Annotated in this window: 9 protein-coding genes; 7 read left to right on the top strand and 2 right to left on the bottom strand. The window is 44.3% G+C overall.

Going from position 1 to position 13824, the window contains the following annotated elements:
• Positions 1–179 precede the first annotated feature (179 nt).
• The 5 genes from I3255_RS01915 (at position 180) to I3255_RS01895 (ending at position 6172) form a co-directional block, all read left to right on the top strand.
• A complete protein-coding gene (locus I3255_RS01915) occupies positions 180–1034 on the top strand; it encodes a DsbC family protein (protein WP_238036278.1) in 855 nt (284 codons plus the stop codon).
• A gap of 385 nt (positions 1035–1419) precedes the next feature.
• A complete protein-coding gene (locus I3255_RS01910) occupies positions 1420–2778 on the top strand; it encodes a homoserine dehydrogenase (protein ID WP_238036276.1) in 1359 nt (452 codons plus the stop codon).
• A gap of 143 nt (positions 2779–2921) precedes the next feature.
• Entirely contained in the window at positions 2922–4103 is a 1182-nt protein-coding gene (locus I3255_RS01905) for a thiolase family protein (RefSeq protein ID WP_238036274.1), read from the top strand.
• Between the two features lie 411 nt (positions 4104–4514).
• Entirely contained in the window at positions 4515–5363 is an 849-nt protein-coding gene (locus tag I3255_RS01900) for a DUF2382 domain-containing protein (protein WP_238036272.1), read from the top strand.
• A gap of 242 nt (positions 5364–5605) precedes the next feature.
• Positions 5606–6172 (top strand): DUF2382 domain-containing protein, encoded by a 567-nt coding sequence (locus I3255_RS01895; RefSeq protein WP_238036269.1) that lies wholly within the window; start codon positions 5606–5608, stop codon positions 6170–6172.
• A gap of 102 nt (positions 6173–6274) precedes the next feature.
• On the opposite strand, the gene I3255_RS01890 is transcribed toward I3255_RS01895, so the two are convergent.
• Positions 6275–6805: a hypothetical protein gene (locus I3255_RS01890; RefSeq protein WP_238036267.1), complete on the bottom strand. Its 531-nt coding sequence runs from the start codon at positions 6803–6805 to the stop codon at positions 6275–6277.
• A 232-nt stretch (positions 6806–7037) separates the two neighbouring features.
• A complete protein-coding gene (secA, locus tag I3255_RS01885) occupies positions 7038–9830 on the bottom strand; it encodes a preprotein translocase subunit SecA (RefSeq protein WP_238036265.1) in 2793 nt (930 codons plus the stop codon).
• A gap of 459 nt (positions 9831–10289) precedes the next feature.
• On the opposite strand from secA, the gene mutS reads away from it, so the two are divergent.
• Together mutS and fdxA are read left to right on the top strand one after the other, a co-directional pair.
• Positions 10290–13364 (top strand): DNA mismatch repair protein MutS, encoded by a 3075-nt coding sequence (mutS, locus tag I3255_RS01880; RefSeq protein ID WP_238036263.1) that lies wholly within the window; start codon positions 10290–10292, stop codon positions 13362–13364.
• A 97-nt stretch (positions 13365–13461) separates the two neighbouring features.
• On the top strand, positions 13462–13785 hold the full coding sequence (gene fdxA / locus I3255_RS01875; RefSeq protein ID WP_057758216.1) for a ferredoxin FdxA: 324 nt from the start codon (positions 13462–13464) through the stop codon (positions 13783–13785).
• Positions 13786–13824: the final 39 nt, after the last annotated feature.

Genomic DNA, 13824 nt, shown 5'->3' with positions numbered 1-13824 from the left:
TATCCATAAATATGGTAATATAGCGACTTTACCGCTTATCTTTATTATCAATAATTTATAAAAACTTCTGTAAAATTAACCCTTTAAATACTACTCAGACACTTTACTATATATTGTAGTCCACAACGCTTTGTATATAACGAACTCATGTCTAGGCGCGATGCCTATAGGAAATCCATATGCCGTCATCTATTAGCAAAAATACCACGACGAATAATTTTTTCTCTCGTACTATCCTATCTCGTTTTGTGATGAGTGCCTTGTTAGTAGGTATTGCTGCTGGCTGCTCAAACAATGCAGCGGATGCAACCAGTAACACCAGTGTTGTCAACGCGGCGCAGACCAAGGATGCGCCAGCCAAAGTGTCAGCTGATAACGACTCTGCAGTGGTTAGCGCATTACAAGCAAACCTAAAGGCCTCTGGTATCGAAGAAACCATCGTCTCAGCGGTACCAACAGATATGAATGGTATTTATTGGGTGACTGCTGAAGGGCTACCCTCTTTCTTTACTGATAAGTCGGGTAAGCATATTATTCAAGGACAGATCGTTGCCGTTGGCGGTGCTGCGCCAGTGGATATCAGTGCTGCTTTGGCGGCTAGTACCGCGCAAGAAGCATTAAAAGCAGTCGATAAAAAAGAGATGATTATTTATCCAGCAAAAGGTGAGACCAAAGCGGTCGTCTACGCCTTTACTGATGCCGACTGTGGCTACTGCCGTAAACTGCATGAAGAGATGGATGACATCAATGCGCGCGGTATCGAAGTGCGTTACTTGGCATGGCCACGCAGTCAGGAGTCTGTGCCAAAAATGGAAGCGATTTGGTGCAGTCAGGATCGCAACGCAGCGATGGATCAAGCAAAAATGGGTGCCAACGTGCAAGCACCTAGCTGTGCTACCCCTGTGCAAGCGCATATGGCTTTAGGATCAAGACTAGGTGTGCGTGGTACCCCTGCCATCTTTACTGAAGCAGGTGAGCAAGTAGGTGGCTACTTACCTGCAGCACAATTGGCGCAAGCTGTCGGTGCAAACTGATAGTTAGTCCTAAAATGTGACATTTTTGATATATTCTAATATTTATAGTTTATGTGAATGGATTTAAATGTAAGACAGCACCGCTTGAGTAATACCTTAGTATGCCAAGTACAGATGAGCACGATAGTTATTCTATAATCTATACCCTATATAACCTTATCGACATTGTGTAGACGTCACAACTGCTTGTCGGTATGATACGATAAAGCGCGATGCAAAATTAGCAATACCCTTTTATCTGAGCATTTTTTATTCAACTATAATGAAGTATGTATGCAAAGTAGCACTAGAAAATGCCTATAGACTGCCGGTGTCATGCCGCAGACTCATTTGATATTGCCCCAGCGTGATGCCGCTTCATTATATTTAACCTCTTGAGGATACTGTGAGCAATTCCATCAAACTAGCGATACTTGGTTTAGGCACCGTCGGAACAGGTGTGATCAACCTAATCAATGACAATTTAGATGAGCTAAAACGCCGTAGCGGACGCGACATTATTATTACCGAAGTGGGTACGCGCCGTCAGCGTGATGATATTGATACCAGCATCACACAAAACAGTGACTTGATGGCAATTGCGGCAAGCGACAATGTCGATATCGTTATCGAAGTGATTGGTGGTACGACCTTAGCTAAAGACGTCATCATGCAGGCTATCAAAAACGGTAAGCATGTCGTGACTGCAAATAAAGCGCTATTGGCTGAACACGGCAATGAGATTTTTGCATTCGCTGAAGAGAATAATGTTCATGTTGCTTATGAAGCAGCAGTAGCAGGCGGTATTCCAATCATCAAAGTAATGCGCGAAGCCCTTGCTGCCAATAAAATTGATTGGCTCGCAGGTATCATCAACGGTACTGGCAACTTTATCATGACTGAAATGCGCGACAAAGGTCGCCCATTTGCCGACGTACTAGAGGAGGCGCAAGAGCTGGGTTATGCAGAAGCAGATCCAACTTTTGATGTGGAAGGCATTGATGCGGCGCACAAACTAGCCCTACTCGCCTCTATTGCATTTGGTATCCCGCTACAGTTTGACAAAGTCTACTGTGAAGGCATCACTGGTATCACACTACAAGACGTCAATTACGCTGAAGAGCTTGGCTACCGTATCAAACATTTAGGATTTGCGGTACGCCGTGATGGTCAAGGCAACAGTGAGGACGCTGGCGTCGAGTTACGTGTACATCCAACGCTTATTCCACAAGATGCGTTGCTTGCCAATGTCAACGGCGTAAAAAACGCGGTACTGGTCAACTCACATCCACTTGGGCAAACGCTCTACTGCGGTGATGGCGCTGGTGCTGGTGCTACTGCTTCGGCAGTGATGGCCGACGTCATGGATCTCGTCCGTGTATTAGGTAGCAAAAGTGGCGACGAGCAAAACAGCAGCGAGAAAAACAATCATGGGCACCATGTACCGCACTTAGCATTTATCCCTGAGCAACTCTCAGACACACCAATATTACGTGCTGAGCAGATGATTACTGGTTACTACTTACGTGTACACGCTTATGATAGCCCAGGTGTTTTAGCGGACATCACTCGCATCCTAAGCGATGCAGGTATCAATATCGATGCCATTCTACAGAAACCTGCACATAAAGTTGGTCAAGTACCTGTCATTATCTTAACCCTACCTGTGGTTGAGAGTCAGATGAATCTCGCTATCGAAAAAATTGAAAAATTAGATACTATTACTGATAAAGTAGTACGCATTCGCTTAGATGAGCTGGCTTAAAACATAATTTTAGCAAGCCACGCTTATCACCCCCTTTATCAGTGAGCTAGGCAAATGCTAATTGATAAAGGGTAACAGCGAACCAGCCCTTGCCTCTCTATGAGGCACTTTCATTTAAAATACGTAAATAAGGAATAATAACGATGTCAAATGATGCAATTGTAATCTTAAGCGGCGCACGTACACCAATGGGTGGTTTCCAAGGCGTACTAAAAGACATGAGTGCTAGCGATTTGGGCGCTGCTGCAATCAAAGCCGCTGTCGAACGCTCAGGCGTTAGTGTCGATAATATTGATGAAGTAATCATGGGTTGTATCTTGACTGCAGGTTTGGGTCAAGGTCCTGCCCGTCAAGCCATGCGTAAAGCTGGATTGTCTGACGCGACTGGCGCGGTCACCATTAACAAGCTATGCGGCTCAGGTCTAAAAGCTGTCATGCAAGCACATGATGGCATCAAAGCTGGTAGCTTCAATGTTGCTGTGGCTGGTGGTATGGAGTCAATGACCAATGCACCGTATCTGATGCCAGGGTCGCGTGGTGGCTACCGTATGGGTCACAAAGAAGTCAAAGATCATATGTTCTTAGACGGTCTAGAAGATGCTGAGACTGGTAAGCTCATGGGTATGTTCGCTCAAGAAATGGCGGATGAAAAAGGCTATACACGTGAAAAGATGGATGAGTTTGCCATCGAATCACTCAATCGTGCACTAACCGCTATCAAAGACAATCACTTCAAAGATGAAATTGAGCCTGTGACGTTTGAAACTCGTAAAGGCGAGCAAACGGTCGATACTGATGAGCAACCAGGCCTAGCGAATGCTAATCGTATCCCAAGCTTACGCCCAGCATTTGCAAAAGACGGTACAATCACTGCAGCCAATGCCAGCTCAATCTCAGACGGTGCTGCTGCTGTCGTCGTCATGAAAGAGTCACAAGCAAAGGCTGAAGGTCTGGATTATCAAGCTCGCATCGTTGCCACTGCTTCGAACTCTCGTCACCCAAGCGAATTTACCATCGCTCCGATCGGTGCCATCGAAAAAGTACTAGCAAATGCTGGCTGGTCAGTCGCTGATGTAGATCTATGGGAAATTAACGAAGCCTTCGCGATGGTCACTATGGCTGCTATGGACGAGCTAAACATCGACCACGCAAAAGTAAACGTTGAAGGTGGCGCTTGTGCGCTTGGTCATCCAGTAGGCTGTTCAGGTGCGCGAATCCTAGTGACGCTCATCAACTCTCTCAAGCGTACCGGCGGCAAAAAAGGCGTTGCGACACTTTGTATCGGTGGCGGCGAAGCAGTTGCCGTTGCTATTGAGCTTCCTTAAGTAAAAGTAATACTAGCGTGTCGTTGCTCAGATAGCACGTAGCATTTGACTTCACGCATTTATTGGTATTTATCTTTTGTTCAAAACCGCATTGCTCATTGCTTTGCGGTTTTTTTGTGTCTATTGATTCAACGTTAACTTCAAACATGTCTTTGTGTTAAGACTCGTTAACTTGTACCCCTAACTTCGTTGTGCCACTTACAGCCTATTACATGCAATTACCGCAAGCGCACACTTTGCTACCTTGCTCATGTATTTCATCCAAAATCCTAATGTTAGGATATCTACAAGTTAATGTAGAGTCTATTTGGGTACCTCCCCTTTTACTTAGCTATTGATGTAAACTTTTTAAGAATCTAAAAATAATTATTAATTTATAAAAAATACTAACTCATAAAAAGGAAGATAATAATGAGCCAGCTAATCCGTTTAAAAGATATTCAGGCCACTCACCGTGATCTAATCGGTGATGACTATTACGATCCAACAGACAAAAAAGCCTACGGCGTCAACGAAGAAAAAATCGGTAAAATCGAAGGTGCATTGGTAGAAGATACCACTGGTCGCATTCGTTATTTAATCGTTGATGTAGGTGGTTGGTTTAGCTCAAAAGAAGTGTTAGTACCAGCGGGCTTAGCTCGTATTGTAGGCGATGACATCTTTTTTGATAGTTTGACTAAGTCACAGGTAGAAGCCATGGAAGTATATGACCATGACTATCAATATAGCTACAAAGAACAGTACGAAAGAGACCGTCAAGCTTTTGCTGCTGACACCCTTCCAGCTGAAGAGCGCGTAGATATCGCAGACCATTCTTATGATGCGCCAAACACACTAGAGCTTTTAGAAGATCGCTTGGCAGTAAATAAAGATCGTATTGTCGCTGGATTAGTACAGGCTGGTAAGCATGTGGTCACTGAAAGACGCAATGTTGACGTCGATCTAGCAGAAGAACGTGCCAATATTCAGCGTACGAGTGTAGATCGTGCAACAGATCGCCGTATCGGTGACGGGGACGTGGACCAAAGAGTCGAAGTTGAACTAGAAGCAGAACGTGCTCGCGTCGGTAAAGACACTTATGTGTCTGAAGAAGTCAATGTTGGCAATCCTGCTGATCGTTATACCGAAACTCTCGTTGAAATTATTCAGCGTGAAGGATTGTATGTTGATGACACTGGTAAGGTGGTTAACCGTGAAGGTAATTTAGTAACCCGTGATGACATCACTGCTGAAGACGTACGCCATGCTCGTGGTATGTAATACACTGATACTTTGCGTTTTTTAATGACATTGTGATGTCATCATGAGATGCGATAGTAATAGGTAGCTAAGCATTTTGTTTTAGCAGATTAAGACCAGAGCATGTCTCTGGTCTTTTTTATATCAATAATATGGGGACATGATTCATTATAGTAATGATTGATGATAGTAATGAATTTAATATCACTTATTAACATTCCATTTTGCCCAATCTATCATTTTATAATTATAAGGAAATAACAATGACTACTGACCATACAAAAAACTTATACCAAGACGATTTGGAAAACCAAAAAAACACATTAAATGATGAAAACTCCAATATCGTCAACGTTGGACATTTAGAGCTATTAGAAGAGCGTCCTGTCATCAATAAGGAGCGTTTAGACGTTGGTAAAGTGACTGTCACTAAGCATGCCCGTACCAAAACTATCGACGTCCCTATTGAATTAGTAGAAGAGTACATCACGATTCGTACTGAATACCATGATGCAGAGAGTCAAGATTTGCTGTCTGGCCATTACGACGAAAAAGACATATTGCGTCATGTTGAGCCCTCACTTGATAGTAAAGCCGTGGTGACCGTCAATGGTAAACAAATAGAGATTGGCAATGATCCGATTGAAATCGTTCTATCGCGCCAAGTAGCGACCATTACCAAAGACACCTATGCCGTCCAAGAAATTGAGGTCAATAAGAGCACACATATCCATACCGATAGTATCTCAGTAGAGCTTAAGCATGAAGAGTTAGATGTGACTGAAGAAGGGTATTTGGCACACGAGACTAATACTACTCAATCAAAATAGATGAGATACTGGTGCTTTAAGCATTAGCATAGATAAATTATTGACAAAAAAAGCAACGCCAAACTAGCGTTGCTTTTTCTGTGATACGTAGCAGTCAAAATTTTATACTTTATTACATTCAAACGTATTCACGGTTGACTCATCCGCACCCGCCGTACGCATGACACCAGTTTCACGTTCTTCATGCGCCACACGCCACTGAGTAAACCCTTGACCGCCATCTATACTTGTGGCAACTTCGAACACTTCTGGGTTACTGCCTTCATTGGTCTGATTCAATGTCACTGTACCCATATCAGTCGCGACGACGACTTGGTTAGCTTCTTCTTTATAAGTTGCTTCAACTTTTAGCTCAGGTGAACACAGATATGATACCTGCGTCACACCGCTGTTTACCGACGCGACCGTATCACCCTCTACTTCATTGAGTGAGGCATCTTCAGTATTTACAACGACATCACTTGGTTCAGCAGGCTCAGCTGACATTGGTACAGATTCTTCAGCATTGACACCATCTTCCATACTTGACTCTGGCTCTGATTGTTGCTGACAGGCACTGATCGTTAATGCACCAGCGAGCAACCCCGTCAATGCGACTGAGGTACGCAATTTTTTTAATAATTCTAAACTCATAACGCTCTCCCAAATAGATATGCTACACACTATAGCGTGTCCATAAATTCACGCCTATGCTGAATTTGTAAGCGATCAATACAAAGTGTTCATCTGCTATAGAACGGTAAATTATAGAACAAGCAGCCTTTATAAGATATAAAAAAGCCCTTATCTGGTTAAGATAAGGGCTTACTATTTAAAAGTCTACAGACTTTAATCATAGTTGCTAATGATTAAAAGACAGTAGGAATTAGATTTTGCCGTGGCACTGTTTGTACTTGAGCCCTGAACCACAAGGACAAGGGGCATTACGGCTGATATTCATACCAGCGTACGGGTTTGGCTCATTGGCATTGCTACCACTGGCTGCCATAGCAGCGCCAGCTGCTGCCGTACCATTAAGGCTGCGATTTTGTGGCTGCGGCTGAGCGGCTGCACTGTTTACGTTGCTATCTAGATTATCTACGTCATCATGTTCAAACTGCATTTGCATATGCGCAGCATTCTCACGTTGCTGAGCTTCCAACGCCTCCAGCTCTTCTTTGGTTGGGATATGAACACGTGATAAATCTTGTACCGTTTCGGACTTTATCGCCCCAAGCATCATTTGGAATAGCTCAAACGATTCACGCTTGTATTCTTGCTCAGGGTTTTTCTGCGCATAGCCGCGTAGATGGATACCTTTACGCAGCTGATCCATCTGTGTCAAATGCTCTTTCCAGTGCTTGTCTAGACTCTGTAGCATAAAGTGACGCTCAAGCTGGGCGGCGTCTTGCTCACCCATTTGCTCACGGCGGCTATGATAACGGTCTATAGCTGTTTGAATAATTTTAGCACGCAGTCCTTCTTCATCCAGTCGGCGGTCTTCATCTAGCCAATCGTTGATCGGCATCGTGATTTTAAACTCGTCCTCAAGCTCATCTTCTAATCCGTCAATGTTCCATTGATCATCAATAGAACCAGGTGGAATGAACTGGTTGATCATGGCGTTATACACTTCATGATGCATCACTTCGATGGCTTCTAATAAGTCCATTTCGGCAAGCAAATCATCACGCTGACCATAGATAACCTTACGCTGCTCATTGGCAACGTCATCGTATTTCAATAGGTTCTTACGCGCATCAAAATCACGGCTCTCTACTTTACCTTGCGCGTTTTCGATCGATTTTGAGACCATCTTATGCTCGATGGCTTCGTCTTCTTTGAGACCCATGGCACGCATCATATTGACCACGCGATCACCTGCGAAGATACGCATCAAATCATCTTCGAGCGATAAGAAAAAGCGTGACATACCAGGATCACCCTGACGACCAGCACGACCACGTAACTGGTTATCGATACGGCGTGATTCATGACGCTCAGAGCCAATGATATGTAGACCGCCAGCTGCAACAACTTGATCATGCTTGACTTGCCACTGGGCTTTTAGACGCTGCATCTCCTCAGCACTAACGCCATCAATATCTTCGATAAACGACTGCCAGTTACCACCAAGAATAATATCGGTACCACGACCCGCCATGTTGGTGGCGATCGTCACTGATTTTGGGCTACCAGCCTGTGCGATAATCTCAGCTTCACGCTCATGCTGCTTGGCATTTAGGACGTTATGCTTAACGCCTTCTTGATCGAGCAAATAAGACAACTCTTCACTGGCTTCAATCGTTGCCGTACCGACCAATACTGGCGCACCTTTGGCTTGAATCTCTTTAATTTCTCGGATGATGCCTTTGTATTTGCCTAACTTGGTTAAGAAAATCTGATCATCCATATCGATACGAGCAATCGGCTCATGCGTTGGAATAACGATGACATCTAGATCGTAAGTAGATTTAAATTCTGCCGCTTCAGTATCAGCCGTACCCGTCATACCAGAGAGCTTGTCATACAGACGGAAATAGTTCTGAAATGTCGTGGTCGCAAGCGTTTGGTTTTCTGCTTGGATTTCAACGTTTTCTTTGGCTTCTACTGCTTGATGCAGCCCTTCAGACCAGCGGCGACCAGGCATGGTACGGCCCGTGTTTTCATCAACGATGACCACTTCGCCTTCATCGACGATATAGTGAACGTTTTTGACAAACACATGATGCGCACGAATGGCTGCTTGAACGTGAGCCAATAACGGCAAACGGCTTGGACTATATAAGCTTTCGTTTTCACCCAGCTCGCCCACTTCGATTAAGAAGCGCTCAATTTTTTCGTAACCTTTTTCACTAATCTCAATCTGGCGATTTTTTTCATCAATCCAGAAATCTTCTTCTTCGTTATTCTTGTTTGCCTCTTCGTCTTTTGAACGGATCAGCACAGGAATAATCGTATTAATCAGCGCGTACATGCGTGATGAATCTTCGGCTTGACCGGAGATAATCAATGGCGTACGAGCTTCATCAATCAGAATCGAGTCAATTTCATCGATAATACAGAAATTCAGCGGACGCTGTTTTTTCTCTTTTAAACTAAAGACCATGTTGTCACGCAGATAGTCAAAACCGTACTCATTGTTGGTACCATAAGTGATATCTGCTTGATACGCTGCAATTTTTTCTAATGGCGGCTGCTGTGAGTAAATAACCCCAACCGTCATACCTAAAAAGCCAAACAACGGACGGTTCAACTCCGCATCACGGGCAGCTAGATAGTCGTTGACCGTGACCAAATGCACGCCTTTACCACTGATGGCATTGAGATACATCGCCAAGGTTCCCATTAGGGTTTTACCTTCACCGGTTTTCATCTCAGCGATTTTGCCTTCGTGCAAGGTGATACCACCAATCAGCTGCACATCATAGTGACGCATACCATTGACACGCAATGAGGCCTCGCGGCAGACGGCGAACGCCTCTGGTAATAACGCATCCAAGCTTTCACCTTTTTGATGACGTGCTTTGAACTCTTCGGTTTTTTGTTGTAGTTGCTCATCAGACAGGGCTTGTATCTCAGCCTCTCGTGCGTTGATCTTGCTGACCACTTTACGCATGCGTTTTAGTTCGCGGTCATTTTTGGTGCCAACCACACTGCCTACAATCTTTGATAACATAATTTTTTGACCTATGGAATATTCGATAATTAGTGCGCATTAGCCAAAGCTTAGCTCGTGGCCTTATCATTACCCGACTAAGTACTACCTAATTTAGTATCGCCCAATTAAGTGTGCCGTCATTATATATGGTTATGGCGCTGATGGATACAAGGGCAGCGAGTAGATATTTGCCAAGGCAAAAACCGAGCTAGACGTGTTAAAATGACGCTTACTTTATTAAATTTCTTAGCTTTTTTAGCACTTGTATGTGATGGCTATGAGGTAACTGTCATATGGCGCTATCGATATAATCTAGCCTAAATCTAGTGGCTATGTCCTTCTTCGGTACTTACCAGGCACATTTGTTATATCAACTCTATCGTACCAAAACAATCTATAAAACTGGCACTAATCCGAAACCAGCTGCCGCAAATACTGTTTAATAAAAACCTATCGAGACACAATAAGAGACTCTGCATGACTGTAAAGCCGTCCGTCCAAAATCATTCATCTATTTCTACTCAATTAGATAGTACCTTATCAAAACAAAATACATCTGACTGTTTAAACATCGGCGATACCGTCTATAACCTAGCGGATCATACGCCAATGATGGTGCAATATCTAACCATGAAAGCCAACTATCCACAAGCATTGCTGCTGTACCGGATGGGTGACTTTTATGAGCTGTTCTTTGATGATGCTAAGCGGGCGGCGCAAATATTAGACATCACTCTAACGCGTCGTGGTACGGATAAAGCGGGCAACACGATAGCGATGGCGGGCGTTCCTTTTCATGCAGCCGATAGCTATATGGCTCGCCTAATCGCGGCTGGGCAAACGGTCGTCGTCTGTGAACAAATTGACGAATCGACAACGACCAATGCTGGCAGCGCTAACAATAAGGCCAACGTCCCTACGATGGGCGACAAGCAAAAAAAAGACAAAAGCAAATCGGCGGCCGGTAGCATCATGCGCCGTGAAGTGGTCAAAACGCTGACAGCCGGTACTATTACTGATGATGCACTCATTGCACCAAACCATACACCGACTGTCGTCTCCATCGATATTGCTCATTTAAAAACGCAAGATAATAGCCAGACGTTACAAGCAGCCGTTAGCCAAATGGATCTAGCTGCAGGTACATTGACTACCCAGACGCTAATAGCAGATAAAAACGATATAGATGGATTGCAAACTCAAATGCTGACGGTACTTGCTCGTTTTGCGCCTAGTGAATGTATCATTAGTGAAGCATTCAGCGATAGCATTGATGGCACTGATGCAGAGTGGATGCTGTGGTTACGGCAACATCTAGACTGCCCTATTATAGAAGTCGCTGCCAATGACTTTCACCGTACGCACGCCAGCGACACGCTTTGTCAGCAGTTTGAAGTACAACGTCTTGATGGTTTAGGTATCGCAGATAACCTGCTGGCACAAACTAGCTGTGCTGCGCTTATTCATTATGCACGGCAAACTCAGCAGCGCCATGTGCCACAAGTCAATCAGCTGATCGTTGAATACAGTGACGATTATTTGATTATCGATGCCAATAGCCAGCAAAACCTTGAGTTATTTAGTCCAGTCAGTAGTAGTGGTACTTCCCTAATATCCGTCCTTAACCATTGTCAAACGCCAATGGGCAAGCGACTTCTCGTACAGCAAATGAAGCGTCCACTGCGTCAGCATTCGCGCATCGATATGCGTCTAGACGCGATAACGTCCCTATTGAATGCAGATGGTAATTCAAATCAAAATTCAGAAAATAGCTCACTGGTTACAAATTTACGCGATACGCTGAATACCATTGGCGATATTGAGCGAATCAGCAGTCGCATCGGGCTAATGAGTGCCAAACCTCGTGATTTACGCAAGCTTGCCGATGGTATCGCTAGCAGCGCCCAGCTTACCACTCTGCTGACAGCGTCAGGTATCAGCCATGAAGACGCTGGCCTATTACCAATGTTGATGCAGCAATTGCCCGCTCAACTGCCAGCCGTTCAATCTGTCGCTGAGTTAATCGAGCGCGCTATTGTCATTGAGCCACCTGCACATATCCGTGATGGCGGAATGCTAGCAGCGGGTTATGATAACGAGTTCGACCGCCTCACTCATCTCCATGACAATATTCAAGTGACATTGGACGAAATGGTAGAGCGAGCGCGTCAGGATAACCAACTCCCTAGTCTAAAAGTAGGCTTTAATAAAGTCAGTGGCTTTTACTTTGAGTTGCCGAAGATGCAAGCAAAAAATGCTCCTGCCCATTTTATCCGTCGGCAAACGCTCAAAAGTAGCGAGCGCTTTATTACTGATGAGCTAAAAGAAGTCGAGACGGAATATCTGAGCGCGCAGTCTCTGGCATTGGCTCGCGAGAAAGCGCTGTACCAAGCGTTGCTCAACCAACTAAACGAGAACTTGGCTGAGCTACAACAACTGAGTGCTGCCATTGCCCAAATCGATGTCCTCAGCAATTGGGCACAGCTTGCGACCACTTATCATTGGCAACGCCCAATTATGGGAGGAGTTTCAGAAAATCAAAATAAATCTATAGCCAAAAATCAGACCCATATTGATATCCGCCAAGGTCGTCATGTCGTGGTCGAAGCGGCCTTAAAACAAGCGAACGCGAACAATTGGAACGGTGCTACATCAAGTACAAACCATTTTGTCGCGAACGACTGCGTGCTGGGTAGTGCCAATACTGATGAAGGACATCCTGAAAGATTACTCCTCATCACTGGCCCTAATATGGGCGGTAAGTCTACCTATATGCGTCAAACAGCGCTGATTGTTTTGCTTGCTCATTGCGGGAGTTTTGTACCCGCCGAGCATGCACATATTGGTGACATAGATCGGATATTTACCCGTATCGGCTCCGCGGATGATTTGGCTGGTGGCAAATCTACCTTCATGGTTGAGATGATCGAGACGGCCAATATTTTAAACCAAGCAACCAATAAATCACTGGTGTTAATGGATGAGGTCGGACGCGGTACCGCCACCACTGATGGTTTGGCAATCGCTCACGCTTGTGTCAACCGTCTAGTCGATATTGGCTGCCTGACGTTATTTGCCACTCATTATTTTGAACTGACGCAATTGGGACAGACAAGTGACGAGATTCGTAACGTCCATGTCGCCGCCAGTGAAATCGATGGTCAGTTACTTCTCCTTCATCAGATCTGTGAGGGCGCAGCAAGTTCAAGCTTTGGATTGCATGTCGCGAAGATGGCGGGGATCCCCACTCAAGTATTAAATGACGCCAAACGTTACTTAACAGATAATCTAAAAGCAGGAAATGAAAAAACTATTGATGATAAAAATGAATTAGCTAAGTCAGTAACGGATAAACAGCGGGAGTCTAACAACGATGTTGTTCTAGAACCACAAAGTAGTTACGCGATACAATCACCAAATATAGTAAATAATATAAAGCAAAATCAGTTATTTAGCATAGAAGACGAACTAAGCGCCATTGATCCTGATAGCCTGACCCCAAAACAAGCGCATGATTTAATCTATCATTTGAAGAAAATCATTAGTCATTAAAGGGAATTGTCAAATAGTAGTAAAAGCGCTAAAATACGCTTTATTTTCGACTATTCTATTTAGCCAAAAGCCAAATCAATAACAGGTAGACATTACTATGACCTTTGTCGTTACAGATAACTGCATTCTTTGCAAATACACCGACTGTGTAGAAGTCTGTCCTGTGGACTGCTTTTATGAAGGCCCAAACTTCCTTGTCATCGATCCTGATGAGTGTATCGATTGCGCACTATGCGAGCCTGAATGTCCGGCCAATGCGATCTTCTCGGAAGATGAAGTGCCTAAAGGACAAGAGATGTTCACTCAGCTAAACGAAGAACTGGCACAAAAATGGCCAAACATCACCGAGATGAAAGGTCAAATGCCAGAAGCTGAAAAATGGGATGGCGTGGAAGGTAAGATTCAATATTTAGAGAAATAATTAGCTTTTTAATAATACTTCAATATCTTGAGTCAATAA

Origin of the sequence: Psychrobacter sp. Ps6, assembly GCF_022129235.1 — a bacterium.
Taxonomy (GTDB): Bacteria; Pseudomonadota; Gammaproteobacteria; order Pseudomonadales; family Moraxellaceae; genus Psychrobacter.
The sequence above is the reverse complement of the archived record's forward strand: the minus strand, read 5'-3'. Positions and strand labels throughout refer to the sequence as shown.

Excerpts from the sequence above, each read along its gene's own strand:
- I3255_RS01905 (WP_238036274.1), top strand. The coding sequence starts at position 2,922 with ATGTCAAATGATGCAATTGTAATCTTAAGCGGCGCACGTACACCAATG.
- secA (WP_238036265.1), bottom strand. The coding sequence starts at position 9,830 with ATGTTATCAAAGATTGTAGGCAGTGTGGTTGGCACCAAAAATGACCGC.
- mutS (WP_238036263.1), top strand. The coding sequence starts at position 10,290 with ATGACTGTAAAGCCGTCCGTCCAAAATCATTCATCTATTTCTACTCAA.
- I3255_RS01915 (WP_238036278.1), top strand. The coding sequence starts at position 180 with ATGCCGTCATCTATTAGCAAAAATACCACGACGAATAATTTTTTCTCT.
- I3255_RS01890 (WP_238036267.1), bottom strand. The coding sequence starts at position 6,805 with ATGAGTTTAGAATTATTAAAAAAATTGCGTACCTCAGTCGCATTGACG.
- fdxA (WP_057758216.1), top strand. The coding sequence starts at position 13,462 with ATGACCTTTGTCGTTACAGATAACTGCATTCTTTGCAAATACACCGAC.
- I3255_RS01895 (WP_238036269.1), top strand. The coding sequence starts at position 5,606 with ATGACTACTGACCATACAAAAAACTTATACCAAGACGATTTGGAAAAC.
- I3255_RS01900 (WP_238036272.1), top strand. The coding sequence starts at position 4,515 with ATGAGCCAGCTAATCCGTTTAAAAGATATTCAGGCCACTCACCGTGAT.